This is a genomic window from Hyphomicrobiaceae bacterium, from assembly GCA_041397645.1.
In the GTDB taxonomy this organism is placed as follows: Bacteria; Pseudomonadota; Alphaproteobacteria; order Rhizobiales; family Hyphomicrobiaceae; genus Hyphomicrobium_B.
Window position 1 is genome coordinate 98,924 of record JAWKWE010000006.1, and the last position, 26,516, is coordinate 125,439.

The 26,516-nt window shown below is 58.5% G+C and carries 26 protein-coding genes and 1 tRNA gene; 19 read left to right on the plus strand and 8 right to left on the minus strand.

The window, feature by feature from the left end; all coding sequences use genetic code 11:
* Nucleotides 1–138 precede the first annotated feature (138 nt).
* Nucleotides 139–891: a L,D-transpeptidase gene (locus R3D51_16440; GenBank protein MEZ5901071.1), complete on the plus strand. Its 753-nt coding sequence runs from the start codon at nt 139–141 to the stop codon at nt 889–891.
* A gap of 132 nt (nt 892–1,023) precedes the next feature.
* Here the strand turns inward: R3D51_16440 and R3D51_16445 are convergent, their stop codons facing one another.
* Nucleotides 1,024–2,037: a zinc ABC transporter substrate-binding protein gene (locus R3D51_16445; GenBank protein MEZ5901072.1), complete on the minus strand. Its 1,014-nt coding sequence runs from the start codon at nt 2,035–2,037 to the stop codon at nt 1,024–1,026.
* 245 nt (nt 2,038–2,282) lie between these two features.
* Here R3D51_16445 and R3D51_16450 point away from each other — a divergent pair, with 245 nt between their 5' ends.
* From R3D51_16450 to R3D51_16495, 10 genes are all read left to right on the plus strand, one after another.
* Nucleotides 2,283–2,951, plus strand: a complete 669-nt coding sequence (locus R3D51_16450; protein ID MEZ5901073.1) for a DUF1007 family protein — start codon at nt 2,283–2,285, stop codon at nt 2,949–2,951.
* A 225-nt stretch (nt 2,952–3,176) separates the two neighbouring features.
* Nucleotides 3,177–3,578, plus strand: a complete 402-nt coding sequence (locus R3D51_16455; protein MEZ5901074.1) for a thioredoxin fold domain-containing protein — start codon at nt 3,177–3,179, stop codon at nt 3,576–3,578.
* Between the two features lie 101 nt (nt 3,579–3,679).
* On the plus strand, nt 3,680–4,711 hold the full coding sequence (locus R3D51_16460) for a hypothetical protein (protein ID MEZ5901075.1): 1,032 nt from the start codon (nt 3,680–3,682) through the stop codon (nt 4,709–4,711).
* 209 nt (nt 4,712–4,920) lie between these two features.
* A complete protein-coding gene (locus tag R3D51_16465; GenBank protein ID MEZ5901076.1) occupies nt 4,921–5,241 on the plus strand; it encodes a DUF2853 family protein in 321 nt (106 codons plus the stop codon).
* A gap of 216 nt (nt 5,242–5,457) precedes the next feature.
* Nucleotides 5,458–5,757: a hypothetical protein gene (locus R3D51_16470; GenBank protein ID MEZ5901077.1), complete on the plus strand. Its 300-nt coding sequence runs from the start codon at nt 5,458–5,460 to the stop codon at nt 5,755–5,757.
* Between the two features lie 47 nt (nt 5,758–5,804).
* Entirely contained in the window at nt 5,805–7,925 is a 2,121-nt protein-coding gene (locus R3D51_16475; GenBank protein MEZ5901078.1) for an OmpA family protein, read from the plus strand.
* Entirely contained in the window at nt 7,922–8,428 is a 507-nt protein-coding gene (locus R3D51_16480; GenBank protein ID MEZ5901079.1) for a GTP-binding protein, read from the plus strand. Before R3D51_16475 ends, R3D51_16480 begins: the two co-directional genes overlap by 4 nt.
* Complete coding sequence (locus R3D51_16485; protein ID MEZ5901080.1) at nt 8,373–9,557, plus strand: HAMP domain-containing sensor histidine kinase; 1,185 nt, start codon at nt 8,373–8,375, stop codon at nt 9,555–9,557. The genes R3D51_16480 and R3D51_16485 overlap by 56 nt, the downstream gene beginning before the upstream one ends.
* A 175-nt stretch (nt 9,558–9,732) precedes the next feature.
* The gene (locus R3D51_16490; protein MEZ5901081.1) at nt 9,733–10,206 is read left to right on the plus strand and encodes a response regulator; all 474 of its coding nucleotides are present in this window, start codon (nt 9,733–9,735) and stop codon (nt 10,204–10,206) included.
* A 286-nt stretch (nt 10,207–10,492) separates the two neighbouring features.
* Nucleotides 10,493–10,774, plus strand: a complete 282-nt coding sequence (locus R3D51_16495) for a hypothetical protein (GenBank protein ID MEZ5901082.1) — start codon at nt 10,493–10,495, stop codon at nt 10,772–10,774.
* On the opposite strand, the gene R3D51_16500 is transcribed toward R3D51_16495, so the two are convergent.
* The gene (locus tag R3D51_16500; GenBank protein MEZ5901083.1) at nt 10,771–11,439 is read right to left on the minus strand and encodes a haloacid dehalogenase type II; all 669 of its coding nucleotides are present in this window, start codon (nt 11,437–11,439) and stop codon (nt 10,771–10,773) included. The genes R3D51_16495 and R3D51_16500 overlap by 4 nt on opposite strands.
* Nucleotides 11,440–11,459: 20 nt before the next feature.
* Nucleotides 11,460–12,665, minus strand: coding sequence for an aminotransferase class V-fold PLP-dependent enzyme (locus R3D51_16505; protein MEZ5901084.1), 1,206 nt, complete (start codon nt 12,663–12,665; stop codon nt 11,460–11,462).
* A 294-nt stretch (nt 12,666–12,959) separates the two neighbouring features.
* Between R3D51_16505 and R3D51_16510 the strand changes: the two genes are divergently transcribed.
* Nucleotides 12,960–14,303, plus strand: coding sequence for an amidase (locus R3D51_16510; GenBank protein MEZ5901085.1), 1,344 nt, complete (start codon nt 12,960–12,962; stop codon nt 14,301–14,303).
* Nucleotides 14,304–14,427: 124 nt separating this feature from the next.
* On the opposite strand, the gene R3D51_16515 is transcribed toward R3D51_16510, so the two are convergent.
* From R3D51_16515 to R3D51_16530, 4 genes are all read right to left on the minus strand, one after another.
* Complete coding sequence (locus tag R3D51_16515; GenBank protein MEZ5901086.1) at nt 14,428–14,904, minus strand: SRPBCC family protein; 477 nt, start codon at nt 14,902–14,904, stop codon at nt 14,428–14,430.
* A gap of 170 nt (nt 14,905–15,074) precedes the next feature.
* Entirely contained in the window at nt 15,075–15,767 is a 693-nt protein-coding gene (locus tag R3D51_16520; protein MEZ5901087.1) for a response regulator transcription factor, read from the minus strand.
* Complete coding sequence (locus R3D51_16525; GenBank protein ID MEZ5901088.1) at nt 15,761–17,251, minus strand: HAMP domain-containing sensor histidine kinase; 1,491 nt, start codon at nt 17,249–17,251, stop codon at nt 15,761–15,763. The genes R3D51_16520 and R3D51_16525 overlap by 7 nt, the downstream gene beginning before the upstream one ends.
* A 115-nt stretch (nt 17,252–17,366) precedes the next feature.
* Nucleotides 17,367–18,341, minus strand: a complete 975-nt coding sequence (locus R3D51_16530; protein ID MEZ5901089.1) for a complex I NDUFA9 subunit family protein — start codon at nt 18,339–18,341, stop codon at nt 17,367–17,369.
* A 149-nt stretch (nt 18,342–18,490) separates the two neighbouring features.
* Between R3D51_16530 and R3D51_16535 the strand changes: the two genes are divergently transcribed.
* The 7 genes from R3D51_16535 (at nt 18,491) to R3D51_16565 (ending at nt 25,567) form a co-directional block, all read left to right on the plus strand.
* A tRNA-Leu gene (locus R3D51_16535) sits at nt 18,491–18,575 on the plus strand.
* 14 nt (nt 18,576–18,589) lie between these two features.
* On the plus strand, nt 18,590–19,225 hold the full coding sequence (locus R3D51_16540; protein ID MEZ5901090.1) for a ribonuclease H-like domain-containing protein: 636 nt from the start codon (nt 18,590–18,592) through the stop codon (nt 19,223–19,225).
* A gap of 192 nt (nt 19,226–19,417) precedes the next feature.
* Nucleotides 19,418–21,469 carry an LPS export ABC transporter periplasmic protein LptC gene (gene lptC / locus R3D51_16545; GenBank protein MEZ5901091.1) on the plus strand — a complete coding sequence of 684 codons (2,052 nt, stop codon included), beginning with the start codon at nt 19,418–19,420 and terminating at the stop codon, nt 21,467–21,469.
* Between the two features lie 65 nt (nt 21,470–21,534).
* Nucleotides 21,535–22,431 carry an LPS export ABC transporter ATP-binding protein gene (lptB, locus tag R3D51_16550; protein ID MEZ5901092.1) on the plus strand — a complete coding sequence of 299 codons (897 nt, stop codon included), beginning with the start codon at nt 21,535–21,537 and terminating at the stop codon, nt 22,429–22,431.
* Nucleotides 22,432–22,478: 47 nt separating this feature from the next.
* Nucleotides 22,479–24,017, plus strand: a complete 1,539-nt coding sequence (gene rpoN / locus R3D51_16555) for an RNA polymerase factor sigma-54 (protein MEZ5901093.1) — start codon at nt 22,479–22,481, stop codon at nt 24,015–24,017.
* Between the two features lie 272 nt (nt 24,018–24,289).
* Nucleotides 24,290–24,910 (plus strand): ribosome-associated translation inhibitor RaiA, encoded by a 621-nt coding sequence (gene raiA / locus R3D51_16560; protein MEZ5901094.1) that lies wholly within the window; start codon nt 24,290–24,292, stop codon nt 24,908–24,910.
* 192 nt (nt 24,911–25,102) lie between these two features.
* On the plus strand, nt 25,103–25,567 hold the full coding sequence (locus tag R3D51_16565) for a PTS sugar transporter subunit IIA (protein ID MEZ5901095.1): 465 nt from the start codon (nt 25,103–25,105) through the stop codon (nt 25,565–25,567).
* Nucleotides 25,568–25,681: 114 nt separating this feature from the next.
* Here the strand turns inward: R3D51_16565 and R3D51_16570 are convergent, their stop codons facing one another.
* The gene (locus R3D51_16570; protein ID MEZ5901096.1) at nt 25,682–26,482 is read right to left on the minus strand and encodes an undecaprenyl-diphosphate phosphatase; all 801 of its coding nucleotides are present in this window, start codon (nt 26,480–26,482) and stop codon (nt 25,682–25,684) included.
* Nucleotides 26,483–26,516: the final 34 nt, after the last annotated feature.

Genomic DNA, 26,516 nt, shown 5'->3' on the forward strand with positions numbered 1-26,516 from the left:
CGCATTCCTGGTCTCAGTGTGGCTTCCCTGCTCTGCCGCCAAAATCGAGACTGAGGTATACGCTGTGTTCACCATCGTTGCGCAGGATGATTTTTTTCATCTGCGCCCCCATGGCTTCCGAACAAGGAGCATCCCCCGATGACCTTTCGTGCACGTATGAATTCGTTTGCCTGTGCTGCCGTGGCGGCGCTTGCCGTCGCCCTTTCGCCACACTCAGCAAGCGCTCAAGGCTTTGATTTTCTCTGGGGCGGCACCGAAGAATTCGGTGGCGGCCGCGGCGTCGTGAGCTTCAGCCCGCAGTACAAGCCAGGCGAGATTATCGTCTCGTTTTCCGACCGTCGGCTCTATCTCATCACCAAGCCCGGACAGGCCATTACCTATCCGGTAGCCGTTCCCACGGGCGAGGCACGCTGGCAGGGCAAGACCTACGTGTCCAACAAGCGCGTCAACCCGCCGTGGACTCCGACGCCCGAAATGGTCGCCAAGAACCCGCGCCTGCCGCGTTGGGTACCCGGCGGCCACCCGATGAATCCGCTGGGTGTGCGCGCCCTGTACCTGGGCTCCTCTGCCTATCGTATTCATGGTACCGACGCGCCTTGGACGATTGGTCAGGCCGTGTCGCATGGCTGCATCCGCATGCTCAACCAGGACGTGCTCGATCTTTATCCGCGCGTTCCCGTCGGCACTCGCGTGACGGTGACCTGGCAGCACTTCAACACTTCGTCGGCATCTAACTCAAGTTCGCCGTCCAGCTCGAAGAGCGCCAGCAGCTCTAGCAGCAGCGGTGGCTCCTTGAGCGACCTGTTCTTCTACGACGATGAGCCTGCAAAGCAACCGGCATCGCGCAAGAGCTACCGTTCAAGCGTGCAGAGGTCAGCAGCGGCCGAGTAAGCGCTCTTTTCAAAAGATCACTCATCAAAAAAGCGGCGGGCCTCGGCCTGCCGCTTTTTCTTTTTTCTTCGCTCTCACCAATAGCCCTCGCTTTGTCGGCCTTATGGCCATCGCGCGACACACCGGCGAATGTCAGCGCGCTGCCGGGGCGTTCAGACAGGCGACGAGATTATGCGCCAGCTCTTGCAAGAGCTGATCGTAGAGCTGCGGGCCGGGCTCCAACGTCTGACCGACGGGATCAAGCTCACCTATGCGCGCTCCCGTATCTTCCGTCACTGTAGCCAGGAGCTTTGGCTGGAACGTCGGTTCGGCAAAAACGCAGCCAGCCTTCAACTCGCGGATCTTGGCGCGCACCTCTGTCAGGCGCTTGGCTGAAGGCTGCTGATCGGGACTTACGGTTATGGACCCAACCGCCGACAAGCCAAAGTGGCTGTCGAAGTACTGATATGCGTCGTGAAAGACGACGAATGGCTTGCTCTGCACGCTCTTCAGCTGATTGGCAATATCGGCGTCCAGGGCGTCGATGCGCGCGCGCGTCTTCTCAGCATTGGTTTGGAACTTGTCTTTGTATTCGGGCCATTTCTCACTCAGTACGCGGGCGACAGCTGTGACGATTGACTTGGCATTATCCGGATCGAGCCAGATGTGAGGATCCTTCACCTCGCCGGCTTCGTGGTCGTGATCGTCGTCTCCCTCCTCACCCTGCTCTGGCTCTTTCCCCTCATGCTCGCCTTCGTGATCATGATGATGCGGTTCAAACGTGCCCGTCTGACGCATATCGAGCAATTTTACGCCAAGGCTCTGGTCCGCCAACGTCAGCAAGGTCACGGAGTCCGGTAGACCCTCAACGAGCTTGCGCGTAAACGGCTCCAGATGTTCCGACACGCGGACAAAGACCTGGGCCTTGGAAATGGCACTCGCGCTCGAAGGCTTGAGCGTAAATGTGTGGGGAGAGGCACTACCTTGCACGATCAGAACAGGCTTACCGACGCCTTCCATGACCTCACTGACCAACGCATGGATAGGCTTGATCGTCACAACAACATCGGGCTCGTCTGCGGCAACCGCTGGCGCCGCGAATACGTGTCCTGCTGCCCAGGCCAACGCCAAAAAGCCTCCCAATCTCTTCAGTCTGCTCTGTTCCATCGCCACCCCAGTCTGAGCTCACCGGAAACACCTAAACCTTGATCCGACCCTGATTTCGTATGTTATAACAACCGATTGGGCAACACTAAATTTGCCGGGAGCGCATCCACTCCCCACATACTGGAGGCGCGGTCGTAGAACGGCCATTTTTATTGTCCGAAGAAGAGGATCGGGGGGGGGTAGCCACTGCGGTATAGATGTTCGCAGCGGCTGCAATAGCCCTTCTCAACAGGGGATGCATCCACATGCGAGCAAGACTGTTTAGCGCCTTCGCATCGATCGCGCTGATCATCTTTGGGCTGGCACCTGCCGCGCACGCGCATCCGCACGTGTGGATCACGTACCAGACGACGGTCGCTTACGACAAAGGTTCGATCATCGGTTTCGACCATGTTTGGACCTTCGACGACATGTACACAGCCATGGCCATCGAGGGCCTCGATAAGAATGGCGACGGCGTCTACACGCGCGAAGAACTTGCCGAGCTTGCCAAAGTTAACATGGAAGGTCTCAAGGACTTCGATTATTTCACGTACGCCAAACTTGGCGACACTGATCTCAAGATGGCGCCGCCCCAAGACGCTTGGCTCGAACACAAGAACGGGATTTTGAGCCTTCATTTCCGTTTGCCGCTGGAAAAGGCTGTGCCACCGGACGCCAAAGGCTTCACGTTTGCCGTTTACGATCCTTCCTTCTTCATCGCCTTCGAACCTCAGAAGAATGACCCCATCAAACTTGCTGCTGGTGCACCGGCAAACTGCAAGGCGACGATCAACGCCCCCAAGTCCGATGAAAAAACCGATGATCTGAAAACCCAGTTGCTGAACGACGCATTCGCCCAGCAGCTCGGACAGTCGACCAACATCGGCGCCGGCTTCACCCCAACGTTCTCCGTGAGCTGCGGAAAGTCATAATGATTGTGGACGGGTTCGCGGGTGCCTGCCTCGTGTTCGTCATCGGATCGGCGTCCGTCGTGACGTCTCAGCAGGGCCGCACTTCGCGCTGATCAGCCTGGGACACAGGTTAACCAGCGATTAAGATTTGCCCGACACGGCCCATCCAGAAGAGATAGATTGAAGATCTCGCGCGCCGTCTAGCCGCGCTCTCAAGGATGCCGTTTCAGGAAAGTCGTAAAGCGTATGCGAAGCAGCACACTGGCTCTTCTGGCTTTTGCAGCACTGTTTGTACTGGGCCTCAGCAAGACCTCGGTTAAGGCCGGTCTGGATCTTGAAGCTCCCGCCTCACAGAACGACAACTTGGAGCTTGTGGTCATGGAGGCCCCAGGTTGCATTTATTGCACCTTGTTCCGGCGCGACGTGCTTCCAGCTTACGAGTCTTCTCCGAAAGCCAAGGAACTGCCTATCCGCTTCGTCGATATCAACGATGAAGCTGCCGATGCGCTTGGCATCGATTACCCCGTCGACATCGTTCCGACCTTCGTGGTGTTGAAGAACAATAAGGAAGTGGGTCGTATTCCAGGCTACACAGGCCCTGAATTCTTTTTTCACACAATCAATTACCTCCTTTCTACCGCACCTTGACCGCATATCGTTTGTCATTAGCGCTCTGATCGGCTTTGATCTGGCGCGATTGACACGCCGCGCTTGCAGCCACCATGCGCGGCTTGCGGCGAGGTACGAGGATGGATCGGCGCACTTTCATTGTCACCGCTAGCGCTGCAACCGCGGCCACATGCATTGGTTCGGTATGCGCGCTTGCAAAGCCGGCAGCGCTCGCGCGACGCGCCGAACGGCTCGTGCTGGCGTGCCCAGCGCCGGAGAATACCGGCGGTCTGTTCGATGATGCCCGACTTCTCGCCCGCGCCCTCGAACGGACCCTGCAAGAGCATTCAGCCGCCGCCCAAGTGAAGATCGAAGTTGTCCCTGGCCCTGCGGCATCTATCGCGGCCCTCGCGGATGGGCACGCCGATTTGTTCTACGGTCCTGAGCACGCCAACAGCGCCCATATTCCCGCACTTGGCTTCGTGGCTGGCGTACCTGGCCACTTGGCCTTGAACGCTCAAGGTCTGCGCATCTTCATGCAAGGCACTGGAGCTGACCTGTGGAGGTCCAGTCTGGCTTCCTATGGCGTCGTGCCCATCTACGCGGGCCATCGCGGTGAGAGCCCGACGTTGTGGTCTCGTGTGCGGATCGACAACCTGAAAGGCCTAAAGATCGCAACGGAGGGATTGAATGCCCAGGTCGTTGCAGGCCTTGGAGGCCTACCCAAATCACTCAAACCGGAAGACATCACCCCGGCACTTGCCGCGGGCGAGATCGATGCCGCCGAGATCGCAACTTTGACGGATGCGCTCGCTCTCGGGCTGCCTAAGATAGCCGGCTTCGCGGCGCGCGCACCGATTGCCGATCATGCCGGCGCCATGTCTCTCGCTATGTCGGACCGAACTTGGCGAACTTTGTCGTCGCAGGCTCAATCATCCATTCTGTCGTGTGTTCAGGCCCATGCTCAGGCGCGAGAGACACGCGACGCCAATTCGAAGATGGTCCTGGAGGACGCGCTCAGCAGAGCCCATGGGGCTGTGTTCTACGCTTGTGGCGACGCTCAACACGTCCGCCGCGTAAGCGAAGCGGTGACCGCCGAACTCGCTGCAAAATGTGATCAAACGCGCCAATTTAGTGATGCTTACATGGCAGCCTGGCACTTACGCGGATAACTGTAGTTCAAGTCTTGCCCAACTGAACGACGTTTATGTTTGCCATGGGCCAACTCCTAACTTAGTCACCCATCATAGTTCCTCCGCGTTCGTCCCAATCGGACCGGACTGACCTCAGATTTGTTCATCAACCCACGGTCGGATCCAGGTCTCGCATGTCCTGAATCAGGCCCGGGCGCACACGGCAATGTGCTTTCAGAGAGGACTATATGACCACCAAGTATGTTGATGAGATCAAGCGCTATCAGCCCAACGTGAACGAGGTAGCAGTCGCTGCAATCGTTAAGCATCTGGGAATTGCGCTGAAGAGCGCGGATGCCTCAATGGTCTCATGCTCCAGCAAGGAAGAGCTCGCTCGCGTGCGCGAGAGCTGGCTGAAGAAGAAGCTTGCCATGAAAGACGAGGACGCTGCCCTCGACAAATTCATCGCCGACATCTGCGCGCAGATGAAGGGAGACAACAAGAAATCCCGCGTGACCTTCTACTACCTGCTGGCAGAAAAAGTGGGCAAGCTGTCCTCGCTAGGTTGATGCCGGCCGTTCGACACCAAACAACGGCTGCGGCAACCAGAGCGACCGCAGCCGTTCCTTGCCGGGGACGCCTACCCCGCGGTTTCCCAAATTTCGCGCTTTTCTCAGACTTTTCGTAACCTTTTGAAACCCCACAAGGTATACACCCCTGTCAAATATGATAGGCTGTTGGACGAATGGCTAACCATCAGTTTTTCCGGATTACGAGAACGCGCCATGAATGCGCCTTCCTTTGACGAACTTCGCAATGGGCGTGACCTCTCCGACGAGAAGATGGAGCAGGTCCGCGAGCTCCTGTTTGGGGACGCAGTCAGGCTCTTAGAGGCCCGGATGCGACACATGGAGGTGCGGCTGGCAGACTTGGAGTCCAGCCTCAACCGGCAGTTCAATGCGGTCGAAACACGGCTGCAAGCCTTGACGAGCTCTTCGGAAACAGACCGTCGCGCAGCCTTTGAAGCGCTCGCTAGCAGCATCTTGGACCTGGGCGAGCAGGTTCGCCGCATCTCGCGGGGATAATTCTTACAGCTGGCGCGCGGCAACGCGTGTCGGCCCCAGAGCCAGTAATGTCGCAGTCCGTCAACCGCCTTAAGGAATTGTTGTTCGAACCGGAGGCCCAGGCCTTAGCGGCACTCGAACGGCGCGTTTCGGAGATCGACAGGCTTGGCATCGAAGATCGCGAGGCTCTGCGGACCCAGGTTGCGCAGGTCCTTGAACGTGCTGGAAGCACCGAACAGTTCACGCAGAGTGTCGCCGACACGATCGACGAAGCCCTGCGTCGTGCGGAAGTGCACAGACACTCGGAGTTATCGCTATCGATTGCGCCACTCGTCGTCACCACGATCAAGGCCGAGCTGAAGAACAGCCAGGATGAGATGGTCGAGGCGCTCTACCCCATCACCGGCCGCCTGGTGAAAGCCTACGTCGCGAGCGCCATCAAAGATCTCACCGAGGAGATGAACCGCAGGCTTGAGCTCAATCCCGTGATGCTTCGCCTGCAAAGCCTTACGACCGGCCGCTCTGTCGGCGAGATTGCGCTGGCCGCAACCCAGGATTTCCAGATCCTCGAACTGTTCCTCATTCGACGTGGTTCGGGCGAACTCGTCGAGCACTGGCCGCAGACGGCAAGTGGCCGCGAGCATTTGATGAGCGGGGTTCTTGCCGCGGTCAATGCTTTCGCCAACGAGGCTTTGTCAGCCGACGAAGGTGTGCTCCGCCAAATCGACCTTGGCGATGAAACGGTCTATCTGCGCGGTTCGCAGCTTTATCTCCTGGCCGCAAAATGCTCGGGAACCGCACCAAAGCGCATCGAGCAGACCCTTGACGATGCATTCCTCGCAACAATCGAGAAGGAACTGCAAGAAGTCGATAAGCTGGAACCATCTGACAACATACCAGTTCATGGCGCGACGCTGCTGAACGATCTGGGCACAGACCTCAAATCTCGTATCGAGGCACAGAAGTCGGCGCTTCGGCCATCTGGAAAACCGCTGAAAGTGCTCGCGGTCTTGATCCTGCTGCCATTACTGGCGTGGACCGGATGGCATTATTGGGTCAATTTCGCCAACCAACACACGCGCGAGGCAGCCACGGCCGTCATTGCCCAGACGACAGAGATGCAAGGTTATCCAACCCATCTGGAAGCCAGCGCTGCCGGACAGACCTTGAGCATCTCGGGATTGACCCCCTCCCAAAACGTCAAAGCGCAGGTTATCGCGCGCATCGGCGACGCACTGCCTAAAGTTCATATCATCGACGAACTGACCGTCGTTCCGGGAAGCGACATCGCCATCCCCGACGCAACACCACAACTTGATGCGCTCCGCACCAAAATCGCCAATCTACAAGGCAACTTCACACTCTCGTTGCTGCGACGCGCAGGAGATCGCGCGGCCCAGCGTGTAGGACTTGCAGCACGCGATCTGAAGGAAGCTGCCGAAGGACTTTTGTCGGAAGAAAAGCGCTCTATTCTAATCAAGGCCTCGGGCGATCTTTCCGCCATTTCGAAAGACCTTTCTGCTCTGAACACCCGTATTGCCGACACGCAAGTGTTGTCGAGTGAAACGGCTGAAAGCCTGAACGCGGATATGGACCGTATCAGCGCCCAGTTAAGCCTCACCAACGACATTTTGGGGACCCTGATCGGTGCGGCTCAGGCCAAAGAACCAGCCGTGCGCACGTCAGAGCCATCAGCTGCAGCTGACGCCCTGGCCACCAATGCGGAACGTTTATCTTCGATCACGTCAGCCCTGCTGGCCGTCAATAGCATCAAGCTCCCAGAGCCTAAGGTGGTCGTGCAGCCTGCACCCAAGCCAGATGCCATAACGCTGCTGAGCGCATATATAGCCCGCCACGCCATCTTCTTTGCCAATGGAACCGACTACCGCGACACTGCTATCGCGGAGAAGACGCTCGAACAGCTTGCGGCTTTGATGCGCGAGGCCGACGTGCATGTTCGCATCGTGGGCTACACCGACGAGCTTGGCAACAATCCTTCCAATTCCACGCTTGCTGGCAATCGGTCCAAAAAAGTTCGCGATGATCTCATCGGGCTTGGAGTGCCCGCAGAACTTCTCATTTCTATTGGACGGCAAGATGCACGTGACATCAGTCCGATCACCGGACCAAACAGCCCGAACCGACGCGTGAACTTTGAACTTGCCTACGAGGACGAGGCGCCGCAATGAGCGCCCGAAAGGTTATGCTGCTGGGCGAAATCGGTGTGGGCAAGTCATCGCTTGCCCGCAGACTCGTGTTCGACAAGTTCGAGTTTGACTACAAGCCCACGATCGGCGTCGACATCTATCGTTATGAAGCACCAGCCAGTGCGACACGGCCGGCCACGACGCTCATCATCTGGGATACTGACGGCAACTTCGGCGACGCCATTTTCCGCCACGTTTACATGAAAGAGGCGGCTGGTGCGCTGATCGTCGGCGACATTGCCAGACCGCCGACAATGGAAACGATGGTCAAACTAGCGACGGGGTTCCGGGATGCCTTTCCCGGTCGCCACCATTCTTTCATCGTCAACAAGACCGACCTCGTACCCGACGCCGAAAGCGCGCCTTTACTTTCCGCACTCACGCAATCTGGTTCGCCTCTCATCCGCACGAGCGCAAAGACGGGCAGCAATGTCGAAAGAGCATTTATCGAATCCGCCGACGTCATCGCCCGGCGCGGACATTAAAGAGGATGTCGACACCGGCGTTCCCATGCCACGGGCGCTTGCCGAGGCGACCGCCCGGCTCGCTGATTCCGGGCTTTACGGGTTGGTGTGGCTCAACAAGGATCTGACCGTAGAACTCACCTACGGCCCACTCGTCGACTTCGTCACGCACAACAAGCCCCTGTCTGACAGCGTTCTCGCCCTCATCGGGTTTGAAGACGAAATTCTTGCATTGCGTAACCATCCCCATAAACGCATAGAACTGCCCGCTGTAGCACTCGCCTCACCTACCGGGCACGACAAGCGGCTCAACTTTATTGTGTTCTGGTTGCCCGACGAAGATCGGCCCATGGTCCTGGCCTACCAGGCAAACTCGCAGACCGAACTTGAGCTTGAGCTGTCACGCCAGATTCGCGCGCGATTGATGGCGGAAGCCGAGATCTCGGCAAAGTCGCGCGAGCTGGCACGTGCCAACGCAGATCTTGAGAGCTTCGCGGCAATCGTCTCGCACGATCTCAAGGCGCCGCTGCGCCACATGCGCATGATCGCTGACGAAGCCATCATCAAGGCTTCCGAGTTGGCGCAAGGCGCAGATATTTCGAGCCACCTTCACCAGCTTCAGGATCTGTCCCGCCGCATGTCGCATATGCTGACGGAGCTGTTTGATTACGCCAGCCTTGGCCGAAAATACGAAGCCCTCGCCCCGCTCGACACCCGCCAACTCGTCCAAGACATCGCCGACTCCCTTCCTGAAAGCGGAATGCAGATTAAGATCGAAGGAAACTGGCCGACGGTGACGACCTTGGCTGCCCCGCTAGATCTCACCTTGCGCAACCTTATACAGAATGCTGTTCAGCATCACGACAGGACCACCGGAACCATCACGCTTAAGTGCGCGGAGTTGCCGGATCACTTAGAGTTCTCTGTGTCCGATGACGGCCCCGGCATACCAACCAAACACCACGCCGCCGCGTTCCTGCCGTTCCGCACGCTCGAGTCTGGAAATGCAAAGGCCGGGACTGGCATGGGTCTCGCTATGGTAAAAAAGATGGTGGAGACAGCCGGCGGAACAATCACCCTTACGTCTGATCCGCAGCAATGCCGGGGCACCACAATTTGCGTGAATTGGCCGCGAATTGTGCCGCTCTAACAGCTGTATTTTTCATCCACCATATTAGGTCCTTATACTGGCCCCGCTTTTGCCTCGCGATTATTCATAGTTACTAAAAGGCGTGACACGGCGTGGTTTTCCTGCAAACTGCCGGTCCATTCGTACCCCAGAGGCACCAGGACTTCGCCTCATCAAGAACATCACAAAGGCAACAATGGCAGCGTCGTCTACAGGTTCAGGCGGAGATTTTCTCGCCCGCAAGAGTGAGCTTATGCGCGCACGCGGCACCCTGCGCCCACTCAAGAACGTATTAATCGTTGAAGACGAGAACCTCGACGCGGAGCGCATGTTTGCCACCTTGCGCGTCATGTTCGGCTACGCGCTTGAAGTACGCCGCGCCAGCACGCTCGCCAGCGCAATCGACTCTGTCTTGGAGTTGAAGCCCGAACTTATTTTCCTGGATGATATTCTAAAGCCCTCCGACGACGCGACACAGACGATCCCGTTTCTGCGCCACGCAGGATACGAAGGCCCCATCATAGTGGTGAGCGGCCAAGCGACACGCAATCGTCGATCAGTATTGCTCGCGGCGGGCGCTCAGGAAGTCATTCATAAGGACGATGTGGACAGCGTTCGCCTTACAGAAGCATTAGAGCGCGTGTTCAAGTCCGCGCCCGACGCGACCTGAATCTATCCAGCTTTCTGATCCATAACGCATCGACGCCGCGGGATCGTCGCAGAGGAAGCGTGAGGGTCACGAACATGCAGACGATCCGCTGAATTCGTAAACCATCATAACCATTCGTGTTTCAGTTTGTGACCCAACATAGCTAGCTTGCCGGCCGTAGGGCGTGAGCGGGGGCTATTGCGCGACCTTGTGGGGAATTGTCCGTGGTTAACGGTCGCGGGGGCAATTGCCGCCTTAATCCGAAGCTCGTCGGCGTGCATTTTGGCGCGCAATTCGAGAATTGATAATGAAGCGGAGGAATTGCGTTTTGGGACGCATTATCAGAGTTACAGGTCTTGCAATGTTCAGTGCTTTGGCACCCTTACCGTTGAGCGCAGGCGAAGAAGATATCAAGCTGCCGCCTGAAGTGACGCCGCAGCTTCGCGCGGCCTGCGAAAAAGACGTTCGCCGCCTCTGCATTGGTGTCAATCCGACCATCGCGAAAGTCAAAGTATGCGTGGCGAGCAAGTTTCTTCAGCTTGGCCGCCGATGCCAAATGCAGCTCGCTCTAGCCGGCTTCAAGCGCTAGACCGCTTCGCTCAGAAGCGCGTTGAGATCATCGATCACGCGCACGGGGGGAAACTCAGGATATTCATCGGGCGCGCGCGATCGATTGACCCAGATCGGATTCATGCCGAACGCGCGTGCGCCCGCGATGTCCCAACGGTTTGAGGACATGAAGGTCAATTGCGCGGCCTTCACGCCGAACTGGCGCTCGCAAAGCGCATAGACCTGCGGGGCGGGCTTGAATGTGCCGGCCGCTTGTACCGACAGCACGGCATCAAAAAGATCGGTAAGACCAGCGTTGCCGACCAGCTCGTCGAGCATGTCTGGATCGCCGTTCGATAAGATCGCCAAGTTGTCGCCGCGCTCCTTCAAGGTGCGCAGAACGGCTGGGACTTCCGGGAAGGGCGCGAGCCGCGCATAGGCCGCCACAACGCCAGGGGCAATGTTCTTATCCAGCCCCGTCACCTGAAGTGCGTAGATAAGCCCGAGCCTTGTCGCCTCTCGAAACGACATGTGCCGTCCGATACCGGCATAGATCCAAGAGTATTCCAGCTGCTTATTGCGCCAGACCTCAGAAACGCGAGGCCATTGAGGGCCGATGATATCCGCACACTCGCGCGCAGCGGAGTGGACATCGAAGAGCGTGCCAAAGGCGTCAAAGACAAAATGCCGTCCAGCCTGCGCCACGCTCTCTGACCTCCTGAAGCCTACTCCGCCGCAACCAGCTCAGGCGTGCGCGCAGTCTCTGCAAGATAGCTCATTGCTGCTTGCACGCCGCCCTTCTTGTAGGGCACCCCAGCCAGCTCGAACCCCATCTCGACCCCCGTCAAAGCCCCCATGACGGTCAGCTCGTTGGTGTCGCCAAGATGCCCGATGCGGAACGCCTTGCCCGCAATCTTGTTGAGGCCGGTTCCCAGCGACATGTTGAAGTTGTCGAGCACGACCTTGCGATAGGCATCGGCGTTATGCCCCTCTGGCATCATCACGGTGGTAACGGCCGACGAATAGAACTTCGGATCGCGACACTGGATTTCCAGCCCCCAGGCGCGAACGGCACGGCGCGTCGCCTCGGCGAGGCGATAGTGACGCGCAAAAACGTTCTCCAAGCCTTCCTCGTTGATCATGTCGATTGCTTCCGCCAGGCCGTACAGCAGGCCGGTGGCGGGCGTGTAGGGGAAGAACCCGTTGGCGTTGTTAGCCAGCATGTCGTCCCATGCAAAATAAGAACGCTTCAGCTGGGCTGTCCTGGAGGCCGTCAGCGCCTTGTCGGAGATTGCGGTAAACGACAAGCCGGGTGGCAACATCATGCCCTTCTGAGAGCCCGAGACGGTTACGTCGATGCCCCATTCGTCGTGACGCAAATCCGTGCAGGCCAACGAGGAAATGGTGTCGACCATCAACAAAGCTGGATGATTTGCTGCGTCCAGCGCTTTGCGGATTTCGTCGATGCGGGAGCAGCAGCCGGTCGAAGTTTCGTTGTGCACCACGCAGACGGCTTTGATCTCGTGCGCCTTATCGGCACGCAGTTTGGCTTCCAACGTGTTGCCGTCAACAGCAACGCGCCAGTCGGTCGGGACTACATCCGTTACCAGACCCAGTTTCTGCGCCATGCCGTTCCAAAGAACGGCGAACTGGCCGGTCTCGCACATCAGAACCTTGTCGCCGGGCGAAAGCGTGTTGGTCAACGCGGCTTCCCAGGCGCCGGTACCCGACGAAGGATAAATGATGACGTGATGCGCGGTCTTGAACAGCCCTTTGACGCCTTGAAGAACACGCTTGCCAAGCTTCTGAAATTCCAGGCCTCGATGATCGAGCATCTGGCGCGACATCGCTGCCAGGATGCGCTCAGGCACGGGCGTAGGACCAGGGATCTGAAGGAAATGGCGGCCTGGGCGGCGGGGCTCGATCGACATAGGCGTCCTCTGACTTATCTGATCTGATCGTCAAAAATGGTGCGAACACACTGCGGCCGCCAAGCCTTAATCGACCTAGCGACGGTGGTACGTGCGCCAAATCAAGTGTCCCTGGAACAGACCTGCAAAGGACCGTTCTCTTGAGGGTAAACGCGCCCTCCGTCAAGAGCATCTGCCCACAGGCTAGGCTCTAGTGCCTTGAAAGTCAGCACAACCTGACGCATCAGAGATACGACATTAGTACCACGCCAATCGCCGACGCTCTTCAGCGCGGAAAACCACGAGGACTACTTGATGGACGCCATCGATCCGACCCGCATGACTGCGGCCGAAGCTGCCGCCGCGCTTAAGGCCGGGACGCTGACCACCCATGACCTCGTCTCTGCTTGCATCCAGCGCATTGATGAGCGAGATCAAGAGGTTAGAGCGTGGCAATTTCTGGATCGCGAACGGGTCTTGCGAGAAGCGCGCGAGGCCGATGCGCTTCGCAAGAGTGGTGCACCGCTTCCCCCGCTCGCAGGGCTGCCGGTTGGCGTCAAGGACATCATCGATACAGCCGAGTACCCGACGGAGTATGGCTGTCAGGTCTTCAAGGATAATTTCCCGAGCACTGATGCCAACGTAGTTGGAGAACTCAAGCGTGCTGGTGCAATTATTCTAGGCAAGACGGTTACTACAGAGCTGGCATTCTTCGGACCAGGCAAAACACGCAATCCACATAACATCGAGCACACGCCCGGCGGGTCTTCGTCGGGATCGGCAGCGGCCGTTGCGGATTTTCAGGTGCCTCTGGCGCTAGGAACGCAGACCGCCGGGTCTGTCATTCGACCCGCGTCGTTTTGCGGCACCATCGGATTCAAACCTTCGTTCGGCTACATCTCTCGCACCGGCATCATGCCCCAGTCGTCGCCGCTCGACACTGTCGGCACTTACGCGCGCAGCGTAGACGACATCGCGCTGCTGACCGATGCCATTTCAGCGTTCGATCCGCGCGATGGAGACATGACGTCGAGTCCAAGACCGTCTCTGGCCGCAGGACTGGCGACACCAATCGACCGGGCCCCACGCTTCGCCTTCGTCATCGCGCCGGCAGGCGCTGTCGCTGAACCCGACGCAATCGCCGCCTACGAGCATTTCGCATCGAACTTTGGCGCACGCGCAGAGGTCGTGGTGACCCAGCTGCCATCCGAGTTCGACGGTGCGCTGCGGTTGCACAGGATTGTGCAGTTCTCCGACATCGCCAAGAATTTCGGCACCATCGCCGACAAGAACCCGGACGCCGTCACGGAGAAATTAAAAGAAGCGATTGCCGAAGGGCGCACATTCTCGCAAGCCGACATCGCAGCAGCGCGCGCAGAGCGCGATCCATTGTACGATGCTCTGCGACCGATCCTGATCAACTACGATGCTATCCTGACACCGTCAGCACCCGGACCGGCGCCCCACGGGCTTGCTGGAACGGGAAACCCAATGTTCAACGCACTATGGACCTATCTCGGAATGCCGTGCATGTCATTGCCATTGCTCAAGGTCGGCGGATTGCCGCTCGGCGTGCAACTGGTGGCGGCTCGCGGCAATGACGCGGGACTGCTGAGGGTCGCTAAGTGTCTTTATCCCGGCAACGGCCGCGACGCATAACCCGCCGCGCAATCTCTTTGAGGCTAACGAACGGACCATCGCTCAAACAAGAGCGGAGTGCGCCCCGCTGAACGCACTCCGCTAAAGTCGATTTCGTAGGCTCGTTGATACGAGACGACCGCTCTTACTTGGAGGTCTTCGCCACAAGAGCGTCGACACCCGCAGCATAGACGCCATTCATGGTCTTGAGGGACTCGTCGTCCGCAACGCCCTTCTTGGCGTCGAAGTGTCCGGACCAGTCGTAGGTCGCACCATCACCCTTCGCCACCACCTTGAGCGTGGACTTGTAGTTGGCGACCGGCAGCACACCATCGAGGATGATATAGGTCTGGGTCATGGTCTTGTCGTTCTGCTCGACAAGCTCTTCCAAGACCGTGCCGCCGCCCTTCAGATGAAGCGTGCGCAGGGTCTTGCCGTCCTTGCTGGACAGCTCGCACTTCTCAAGTGCGGGATGCCAATTCTGAATGCCGCAGAAGTCGCCGATTGCGGCCCACGCATCGGCTGCCGACCCGGTGGTGTCCTTGCTGTAATGCGCATCCAAGGCAAGAGCCGAGCCTGCCGAAGAAATGGCGAATAGGGCTGCTATGGCAAAACGTTTCATGGGTGATCCTCCCTCTGCTCCGGCTTTGTGACGGTACGCACCTGCGCCCGATCCGGCATTTTTACGACCGCGACTATCCATGAGCCCTGCCGCGTGATGGTCAGGAGCCGGAAAGAAGTTTGTAAGAAAATTGTCAGGCTTGAGCTGCCGGACCGACCGAAGAAGGTGGGTCAGGGATCGAACCTATAGCCGGCGCCGTGCACCGTCGCGATGATGCGAGGGGCGCCGGGATCTATCTCGATTTTGCGACGCAGCGCCGAAATGAACTGGTCGAGCGCGCGGCTGTTGGCGTAGTGCTCGCGCCCCCAACAAGCGTCGTAAAGCGCATCGCGCGTCACAACCTGACCCGCATGGGCGTGAAAATATCTGAGCACGTTCAGCTCGCGCTGGCTGAGATCGATCACATCCTTGCCCCGATGCGCACGCGATGCCCTGCTGTCGATTTTGAGATCACACATGGAGAAGACATCGCTGCCAGTGTGGGCTACGGCTGCCGACCGTGCACCCGATCGTCGCGCAATGGCTTTGATACGCGCAATAAGCTCGTGGGCGCTGAAAGGCTTTCCAAGGTAGTCGTCCGCGCCTAATCCGAATCCAAGTACGCGGTCGATCTCGTCGGTGCGTGCGGTCAAAAGCAAAATCGGAACGTCCTCGCGTTGGGCACGCATTCGCTTGCAGACCTCAAAACCGTCGAGGCCCGGCATGTTGACATCCAAAATACAGAAGTCTGGATCTCGCTCGGCAAACAGCTCCAGCGCACTGATACCGCACGCAGCCGAAACCGTCTCGAAGTCTTCAAGCTGCAGCAGTTCTGCTAGTCCGCGCCTCAGATTGGCGTCGTCCTCAGCGATCAAAATCAACATTTGCCGGCGTCCTCCCCGGCTTCAAGAGGCATTACATTCATCGTTACGACGAAGCGGGCACCCGAAGTCGCATCCTCTACCCAACAGTTGCCGCCGTTCTGTTGCGCCAACGTACGCACCGCTGCAAGTCCCAAGCCGAAGCCAGAGGCGACTTTGCCGGTGCCGCGCGAAAATGGCTCGAATATTTGCTCCTTGTCCGGTCCACTAATGCCGGGACCACCGTCTGTTACCTCAAGACGCAAGAGCCCCGAATCTAGCTGGGTTGTTATCGTGATCGGCGCTCCTGGCGCATATTTTTGGGCATTATCGACGAGGTTGATGAGGCAGCGCTCCCAGGATGGGCGATCGAAGCGGCAAGGTGCGCCAGCATCGCACACGAGCTGAGGCGCGCATTTCGCGTCCGTTAAGGTCGGTGCATAGCGCGCCAGAACTGCACGCACGCATTCGTCGGGCACAGCGACCTCCAGACGCCGCCCGGTTACTGCACCGCGCGCCACGTCGATAGCGTTCTCGGCAAGTTGCGCCAGGCGACCGATCTCGCTCGACAGCACTGTTGCGTAGCGCGTGACGGCCCCACGATCGTCCGGCTTCCTCTGCAAGAGATCAACGTGAAGCTGAAGATTGGCGAGCGGCGTGCGCAGCTCGTGCGCCAATTGGGCGATGATGCCGGCACGGCGCGCAACCATGTTCGCTTCAGCAAGCGCCGACCGTTGCAGCATCCAGGCCATAACGATCCAGGCGGCAATAAGCGAACCCGCCACAAGATAAAGAAGGCCGGTGCGCCGTATACCATCGTCATCGAGCGGAGGCTCGTCCGCCTCCAGCCGCCAACCTTGCAACACGCCATCAAGGGAACGCGCGGAACCGGCCCCGTTGCTCAACTGCTCTTGCAGCCCGATCCGGTGATCGTCAGGCGCAATGAGGTTGACGCGGGATAGCGCCGCAGTGCGCGCGACGAGGCCCAGCGCAGAGCGCAGTACATTGGTCACATCATCCGGGTTGATAGCAATGCATACGCCGAGGCCGTCATTATCTTTCTCACACCGCAACAGCGTGTAGGCCCCGTTTCCCATGGCAACTAGGGCACCGGTGGAGGGATCGGCTTCGCCGATATGTGTGCGGGCGTGCGCCAGAATTATGCTCTGCGTGAGGTCCGTTTCTTTCGGCTGAGGGGACAAGAGAATTCTAGACTGAAAGACGAACGCCTGAGCAAACTCCTTCTCCTCGACGAGTTTGCGCAGCGCCGTCTCGCCGCCGGAGATGTAGGCCCGGTGTGCTTGAGCCAACAACTCCGTGCCCAGGATCTGCAAGCGCGAAGCAACAATTGCCTCGGCGAGCTTAAGCCGTTCATCAAGCAGCCGGGCGCGGCGCGCTGAAACTGCTTCGTTCTCCAGATCGAGCGTGCGAACGGCGAAAAACGACAGCAGCGCCACCGGGACGACCATGACGAGCGCAAAGAGGGGAAAGAAATGCCTGCGTATCATGCCGCGCTACGATCATCGCTGAGACGCGCAATCGTAGAAAAGATCCTCAGACAGCGCAATTGATGCTGGCCAACGGCGTTAAGCCACTTAGGGTCACCGATGAGTCAGTCGGGGCTCAAGCCTTGTAGTGCGCGTACTGGCCTCGAGGCTGAAAGCGCTCCAGATAGGTCGGCACGACCGAAGCCACGGCCGTTGCCTGCGTAACGCCAAGATCGGCCAGCGTGCGGTCTTCCACCTTGGCGGCCTCGCACACGACGTTATCCGATTTGAGCAACTTGATTTGATCGCCGGTGATGGGACGCAGCGAATTGGGCAACGGCGACGTCAAAAGTGCCTGCAGACTTGCAAGCCAGAATGGCAACGGCAAGTAGACCCTCTGGCGACCGGTGTACTGCTGTGTCAGGTCGAGCAGACGACGGAAAGTAAACACCTCCGGCCCCCCCGCTTCATAAATCGTACCGGGCTTTCCGGCGCCATCCACGGCGTTGGCAATGGCGGTCGCGAGGTCACCAACGTAGACGGGCTGAAATTTCGTGGCTCCGCCTCCGATCAAGGGAAGAAACGGACTCATCAAGCTCAGATGTGCAAACCGGTTGAAGAACTCATCCTCCGGCCCGAATACGATCGAGGGGCGAATGATGATCGCCTCGGGAAACTCCTGAAGCACGGCCTGCTCACCTTCGGCCTTCGTGCGGGCATAAGCGGATGAGGACTTGCGATCGGCACCGATCGCGGAGATGTGGACGAACCGCTTGGCGCCCGCTTCGCGCGCTGCCTTGGCGGCGGCCCGCGCGCCTTCGACGTGCAGAGCCTCAAAGGTCTGCTTTCCCGACGGCGATAGAATGGCCACGGTGTTTATGACCGCCTCGGCGCCTTGAACGGCGGCCTTTACGGACTCTGGGAACCGCAGGTTGGCCTGAACCGCCTGGATCTGGCCGACCACGCCCATGGGTTGCAGATGGCCGGCAAGATCCGGCCTGCGTTCCGCGGCCCTGATACGGTAGCCCCGCTTCGCCAGTGCTGACACCGTATGGCGGCCGACAAAACCGGAGCCCCCGAAAATCGTGACTAATCCGCCATTACCGCTCATGCGTCCCTAGCCCTCTTCAGTCGCCCACACGGCGCAAATCCGTCCTAAAGATTTAGCCGCAGGCGTCAACGCTGTGAAGCGTGGCTTATGGGCGCTTTCCTGCAATTGACACAAGGCCCCGATGCGACTAGGTGATGGCGCTCTGAAATGCCCAGATGGCGGAATTGGTAGACGCACTAGTTTCAGGTACTAGCGGGTAACACCGTGGAGGTTCGAGTCCTCTTCTGGGCACCATTTTGGTCTGCGCGATGCCGCCATCACGTACAAGCAATCCCAAAATCCATCTTCATAAGAACGACCTTCCCGTCGGTCTCACATTTCCGCGCGGCGTGGCCATTGACACCGAGACGCTCGGGCTCAACCCACAGCGCGACAGGCTATGTGTCGTACAGCTTTCCGCCGGTGATGGCAGCGCGCATGTCGTTCAGCTTGCCGCCAATCAGTATGCTGCGCCCAATCTGAAGGCGCTTCTGACAGACAAGAAAACACTGAAAATATTCCATTTCGCGCGTTTCGACATCGCGGTCCTTGAGAAATACCTCAGGGTTGAAACGACCCCCATCTACTGCACAAAGATCGCCTCGAAGCTGGCACGGACCTACACAGACCGGCACGGACTGAAAGATCTATGTGCGGAACTTGCGGGCGTTGAGCTGTCCAAACAGCAGCAAAGCTCAGATTGGGCCGCCGCCAAACTCTCTGAAAGCCAGTTGGCCTATGCCGCCTCCGACGTCCTTTATCTGCATGAGCTTAAAGATAAGCTCGACGCCATGCTGGCACGCGAAGGACGCACAGAACTTGCTCAGGCCGCGTTCCGCTTCCTGCCGGCCCGCGCCAAGCTCGATCTCGCAGGCTTCGGGGAAATCGACATTCTCTCGCATTGATCGGTCGCTTTCGCCGCAAAACCAGCACCCGCGATGGCTGCGGCGCGAGCGTGGACCGCAACTCGCGATGGTGCCGCGTCGTGAAGGCTGCCCTTCGCGCGCGTGCCCGGTTTGTTCGGTCCCATTGTCACCCCATTTGCGGCCGAATGTCGGAGAGATCAGGGGGGATCAAGTGGCAACCGGGCGGGCTTTATGGCGAGCGTGACTGAGGGCGTGAGCGCGTCGCGCGCGACCGGCAGAGGTATCGTGCTGGCGGGAGACCGCGGGCCGGGACGCTTGGCCGCTGCCCGGCACACCCAGCGTGTGCGCATTCTGAAGTTCGCGCTGCCCGCGCTCGCTCTGTTCGTGATTGGGAGTTTCAGCCTCAGCGTGTTTGATAAAACGGGTTGGGGCGAAGGGCTCGCCCAGCTGGACGTGCCTCAGATCATTTCGGAAAATCTTGCGATGGAGAACCCTCACTACGAGGGCTTCAATTCCGATGGTGGGCGCTACTGGGTTACAGCCCAAAAGGCGATGCAGGACTTGAAGAACCTCTCGCTGATAAAGCTCGAAGCGATCAGTGGAGAATTAATCGCCGCCAATAAGGAGCGCACCAAGCTCACGGCAACACGTGGAACGTTCGACAATAAGCAAAGCGTCATTGAGCTGTTCGATGCCATCGACATCGCAGGCGATAACGGCCTTAAAGCTCAGCTGACGCGAGCGACGATCAAAACCAAGGAGGGGATCATTCTCTCCGATGCGCCGGTGCGCGTGGAGATGCCTGCAGGCACGATAACCTCAAGCCAGTTGATGATCCGCCAGAAAGAGAAAGAGTACATCTTCAAGAACCAGGTGCGCACCGATCTCAAGGCGCGCGCGCCCAAAGAGCCAACGGCTGCGACCGAGACGGCGGACGACAAGCCGATCGGCGCGTTCGCAAACTCCAATGAACCGATCCTGATCACCGCAAACCGTCTCGACATCGACGATGTTGGCAAACTGGCGACCTACACCGGCACCGTACGCGCCGTGCAGGGCCAGTCGATCCTCACATCGCCCGAGATGGTAATCAGCTACGAAGGCAGCGCAGCTGAAATGTCCGGCGCGTCGGACGCAAAAGACAGCAAGGACAAGGCCGCCAAGAAAGACGGCAAGACCAACAAGAAAGAGGGCGGCACCAAAAAGAGCGACGCCGCAGAGAAAGATAAATCGGGCAAAGACGCCCAGCAGGCGGATGCGGCCGATAAAGCCGCCGACACGGGCGGGAAAGTGAAACGCGTTATTGCCAAAAACCCCGTCACGCTTACCCAGGCCAATGGCCAGCAGGCAACAAGCCGCAGTGCTGAGTTCGACACCACGACGCAGATGGCGGTGTTGGAGGGCGACGTGGTGCTGTCGCAGGGCTCCGACCGCAAGGTCATGGGCGACCGTGCCGAGATTGATCAGCTGGCCGGCACTGTCGTCCTCACCGGACCGGTCTCATTGACCCAAGGCAAGAACGAACTGCACGGACGCAAACTCGTATTCAACCGCAACTCAGGAAAGATGAACCTGACCGGAGCGAGCCCCGGCAATGGTCGTATCAGCGCGCGTTTCAGCCAGACCGGCGGTCCACCGCCAGTAGCCCACAAAGACGATGAGCCCAAACGTGGCGTCGCCTTCGGCGGCAATTTCAAAACCGATCCCAACGCTCCGGTCGATGTTGCCGCCGACCGGCTTGACGTCGATGACCACGCCAAACAAGCCGTATTCTCAGGTGACGTGAAAGCCCAACAGGCAGGCTTCGTGCTCGAAGCCGCAGAACTGACGGCAAACTACACCGGCTCGGCCGGACTTGCTGGCTCTGATGAAGCAGCCAACACGCAGCAAACACAGCAGGCCGCCCATCTCACCCGCATTCGCGCCAAGAAGAATGTCGTCGTGACCTCGTTGGAAGGCCAGAAAGCGACCGGAGATTGGGCCGATTATGACACCAAGGCCAATATGGTCACGCTCGGCGGTGACGTCGTGATGACCCAGGGCAAGAACATCGTGCGGGGCACCAAGCTCGTGATCGATATGACGAGCGGCGAAAGCGTTATCTCCACCGAAGCCGCCAAGACCGGGATGACGTCTTCCAGCCAAGCCGACGGGTCAGGAGTGATCGTAAAATCAGGAAGGCCAAGTGCCGTTTTTTATCCCAATCAGCTCAAAAAATCGCCTGGCAAGGGTGCCGCGTCGGTTAGCGATGGCTGGCAGGCACGCTCCTCGCCCTCCCAATAGCCGCAAAGTCACGCTAGAGTATTTTGCAATCCAAGCGCCGCGGGCGCAAACCCAACGGAAAAGCTGTGTTTAGGGCATTACCATTCGGCTCCAAGCTCGGACTAAGAACAGGCGGCAAGGCTGCTGTCCGGACAGACGCACGACGTCGCACCAACGGCTCCACCGCTGGTAACGGCGCGGCCAATGGCGCGTACGCCGAGGCCGAAGAGCAAGATCCGCACGCCATCGGCGCGGATGGCTGGCTCACGGCCTACGATGTCAAGAAATCCTATCGCAAACGCATGGTTGTGAAGGGCGTGAGTCTGGCGGTGGGACGCGGCGAATCTGTCGGACTACTTGGCCCAAACGGCGCCGGCAAGACGACTGTGTTCTACATGATCACAGGGCTCGTCCCGGCCGATGACGGGCGCATCACCATCGATGGCGCAAACGTCACCCACTTGCCCATGTACCAGCGCGCGCGGCTGGGCATCGGCTACCTTCCGCAGGAAGCGTCGATCTTCCGCGGCTTGACGGTCGAACAGAATATCATGGCCGTGTTGGAGCTGGTCGAGCCCAACAAGAAGAAGCGCAAGGAGCAGCTGGACAGCCTCCTTGAGGAATTTACGATCACCCGGCTCAGAAAATCACCATCCATGGCGCTTTCGGGCGGTGAGCGGCGACGCTGCGAAATTGCGCGCGCGCTCGCGTCGCGGCCCTCGTTTATGTTGCTGGACGAACCTTTCGCCGGCATCGACCCAATCGCCGTCGGCGACATTCAGCAGCTCGTTCGGCACTTGACCGAACGCGGCATTGGCGTCTTGATCACAGACCACAACGTACGTGAGACGCTAAGCCTTATCGACCGAGCTTATATCATCTATGATGGTCAAGTTCTGACACAAGGTAAGCCTTCTGAAATCATAGCGAATGAAGACGTGCGCAGGGTGTACCTTGGAGATATGTTCGTTAACACGCGTTGATTATAGCTTCGGTCTGATACGGTAAGAAGGAACGAACGGGTTAGCGTATGGCACTGTCGGCCAAACTGGAATTGCGACAAGGCCAGCAACTGGTGATGACTCCCCAGTTGCAGCAGGCGATCCGTCTTCTGCAATTTTCCAACATGGAACTGGCGGAGTACGTCGACGCCGAGCTGGAGCGCAACCCGCTTCTAGAGCGCGAAGACAACCAGCCCCAGGCGAAATCGAACGACGAACCTTCCCCTGAACCGCAGCCCGAGCCCTCCTCATCTGGCGGCGAGGAGGAGTGGCTGGACCTGAGAAAGCCGGTGGAGGATCCCGCCGGCGCGCTCGATACGGATTTCGACAATCTCTATCAAGACAGCGGACCTGCGGACACACAGGGCGGGGGGGATGCCGCGCTATCAAGCTGGGCGAATGTGCGCCAGCGCATGAACAGCGGTTTTGAGGATTCATCTGGCCTTGAGTCTGTTGTCGCCGGAGAGGAAACTCTGCGCGATCATCTCGTCGCACAACTCCCGCTGACGATTAGCGATCCCCGTGAGCGACTGATTGGTCAATACCTCATCGATATGGTGGACGAGGCCGGTTACATCTCGTCGGGCTTTGACACGCTTTCACTGAAGCTCGGCGCGCCTGTCGAAATGATAGAAGGCGTCCTGCAAAAATTACAGACGTTCGATCCCGTCGGTGTCTTCGCTCGCACGCTCGCCGAATGCCTCGCCTTGCAGCTGAAGGAACAGAACCGCTACGACCCCTACATGGCAGCTCTTCTTGCCAACCTTGATTTACTGGCCGCGCGCAACGTCAACGGATTACGCAAAGCTGTTGGCTGCGACATGGACGAGCTGACCGAGATGATCCAGGAGATCAAGCGGCTCGATCCCAAACCAGGACTGCGTTTCGGGTCTGTGCAAGTTCAGACCGTTGTACCCGATGTTCTCGTTCGCCCCACGCCCGACGGCGGATGGCACGTCGAGCTTAATTCCGACACGCTGCCGCGGGTGCTCGTGAACCGCAACTACTTCACGCGCGTCTCCAAGACGGCATCGACGGAGAAGGACAAGGACTACCTGCTCGATTGTCTGCAGACTGCAAACTGGCTCATCAAGAGCCTCGACCAACGCGCGCGCACGATCCTTCGTGTGGCAGAACAGATCGTGCGTCAGCAGGACGGCTTCTTCATGTATGGCGTGCAGCACCTGCGGCCGCTCAACTTGAAGACAGTCGCCGACGCCATCTCGATGCATGAATCGACTGTATCACGCGTCACCTCGAACAAGTACATCTCCACGCCGCGGGGAATCTTCGAGCTCAAGTACTTCTTCACCAGCGCGATTGCCTCTTCGGACGGCGAGGAGGCGCATTCTTCTGAGGCCGTGCGCCATAGAATTAAGCAGATGATCGACGCCGAGAGCGCTGACGACGTTCTCTCCGACGATAAATTAGTGGAAAAACTGCGGGCCGAGGGCATAGACATCGCCCGGCGCACGGTTGCCAAATATCGTGAAGCCCTGCGAATCCGTTCCTCGGTCCAGCGTCGGCGGGACAAACGCCTGCTCGAACGCATGGGCGGAACGATTTGATTATTTCGACTGTTTACCGTCAGTGGAAAATAGCCAAGAAATTCAATCTCGAAAGCAACCGTGAATTGACAGAACACGCGACGATCCATAACTCTTGAGACAGGATGTCGCGTTTGCCAGTCAATCTTCGAAGGTCCTAGGGCGCAGTGATCAATCCACCTGTATAGACCTGTCTTGACCACGCACGAGGAGATGCTTTCGCTAGCGGTTGAGCTAGCGCTCCGGCTGGGCTTGGAGCCCCGCCGCTATGTCACGCAATAACAGGTTGAGAAATGACTATTCAGATCACCGGTAAGAACGTCGAAGTTGGTGACGCCTATCAGACCTATGTTTCGGACAAGATCCGCTCGCTGCTGCAAAAGTATGTGAGCCGCGATCTGAACGGGCACGTCCGTCTTGAGAAGGAACGCGGTCTGTTCAAGACCAATTGCTCCGTCCGCTTGGCCAACGGCTTGCTGCTCGAAGCACATGGCGAGGGTGGTGATGCCTACCAAAGCGCAGACGCAGCCGTAGATCGCCTCGAAACGCGCGTACGCAAGTACAAACAGCGCCTCAAAAGCCATGACGCCAGCCGCTCCAACGCAGCGCTCGAAGGCGGGTTCGATGCGCGTGACGCCATTGTGAGCGTCGCTGAGGACGATGAGGGCGGCGCGGCATCGACGGCCGAGCATCCGCTTATTATTGCTGAAACACAGCGCAATGTTCTGGAGTTATCGGTCAGCGAAGCTGTTATGCAGTTAGACCTGACCGAAGCCCCGTTTTTGATTTTCCGCAATGCTGGCAGCGGTGGCGTAAACTTGGTTTATCGCCGCCAGGATGGACACATCGGTTGGATCGATGCGGACGTCCCGAAGCAGAAATTAGTCAATGGAGAGGCTAGGCCTGCCCGTTAGGGTCTTCGACGCCCGTGCGGTCAGAATCCTGCCTTAGTTTACAGGTTGTCGAGTGCGTGGGGAAACTCTCTCAGCTTGCCTTCGAAGAGGTCCGGACATGGGCCTAGTGGGTATTGAGCTGAGTAAGCCTGGCCCTGAGAAAATCGGGCCCTGAAACAACCGGGGCCTTGAAAAAAGGTGAACGACATGACCATGGACCTTGGCGATCTTCTCGCGAGGAACGGTGTGGTGTCGGCGCTCAAGGCGCACGACAAGAAGCAATTGCTCCAGACCCTTGCTGATCATGCCAGCAAGATCACGGGCACGTCTTCTCATGACATTTACGGCGCGCTTCTTCAGCGCGAGCGGCTCAGTTCGACCGGCTTCGGCAACGGCATCGCGATACCGCACGTCAAGCTTTCGGGCTTGAATTCTATCATGTGCCTGTTCGCCCGCCTGTCTTCGCCCGTGGCCTACGACAGCCATGACGAGCAGCCGGTGGATCTGGTCTTCTTCCTCCTCGCCCCCGAACATGCGGGCGGAGATCATCTCAAAGCCCTGGCGCGCATTTCGCGCCTGGTGCGCGATTCCTCGGTGCTGGACGCATTGCGCGCCGCCAAGGATGAAGCGGCGCTGACGCGCGTTCTGACCACCCCGATAACTTCTCACGCGGCCTGAACCCGACCAATGGAACATAATAGAAAAGGGCTCCGCACATGTGCGGAGCCCTTTTCTATTCCAGCGATGAATAAGCCTAAGCACCAGGTCGGCAGTCGGCGCTGATCCAAGCAGTTACATGCCGGTCATCGCAATGACACCAAGCCCGATGCCACCGACGATAAGACGCCACCAGCCGAAGAACGACAACCCCTTAGCTTTGATGAAATCCAAGACGTGCCGAACGACGAATACACCTGCAACGAAAGCGGCAACGAAGCCCAGCGCAATCTGCCCCATGTCGTCAGGGGTTAGAACCGACCAGTTCTTATAGAGATCGTAGGCAAACGCGCCGGCCATCGTCGGCATCGCGAGAAAAAACGAGAACTCCGCGGCCGTGCGCTTATCTGCGCCAAGAAACAGCGCGCCCACTATTGTCGAGCCTGATCGCGACACACCTGGAATGAGCGCCAAGCATTGGCAGATGCCGATCTTCAAAGCGGTCGAAGGCGGCAGATCGAGAACGTCGGTATAACGCGGCTCGAATTTTATCTTGTCCACCACAAGCAGGATGATCCCGCCAAGAACGAGCATGCTGGAAATGAGCAGCGGACTTTCGAAAAAGATCGTCTTGATGATCTTGTGCCCTGCCACGCCAACAACGGCGGCCGGGAGAAAAGCCAGAAGGATACCGAGAACGAATTTTTGCGTTCTTGGATCGTTTGGCAGAGCCCGCGCCAACTGCCACAGCTTCGCGGCGTAGACCGTAAGCAGCGCCAGAATCGCACCGAGCTGAATCAGAACCTCGAAAGTGCGCCCAGGCGACGTGAAGCCGAGAACGCGCTCGGCGAGCAGAAGGTGCCCTGTGGAGGAAACCGGAATGTACTCAGTCAGCCCCTCGATGAGGCCGAGCAGGATCACTTGCCAAGTTGGCATCGAGGCAGTCTCCACGAATCTGGAAAGAGTGATG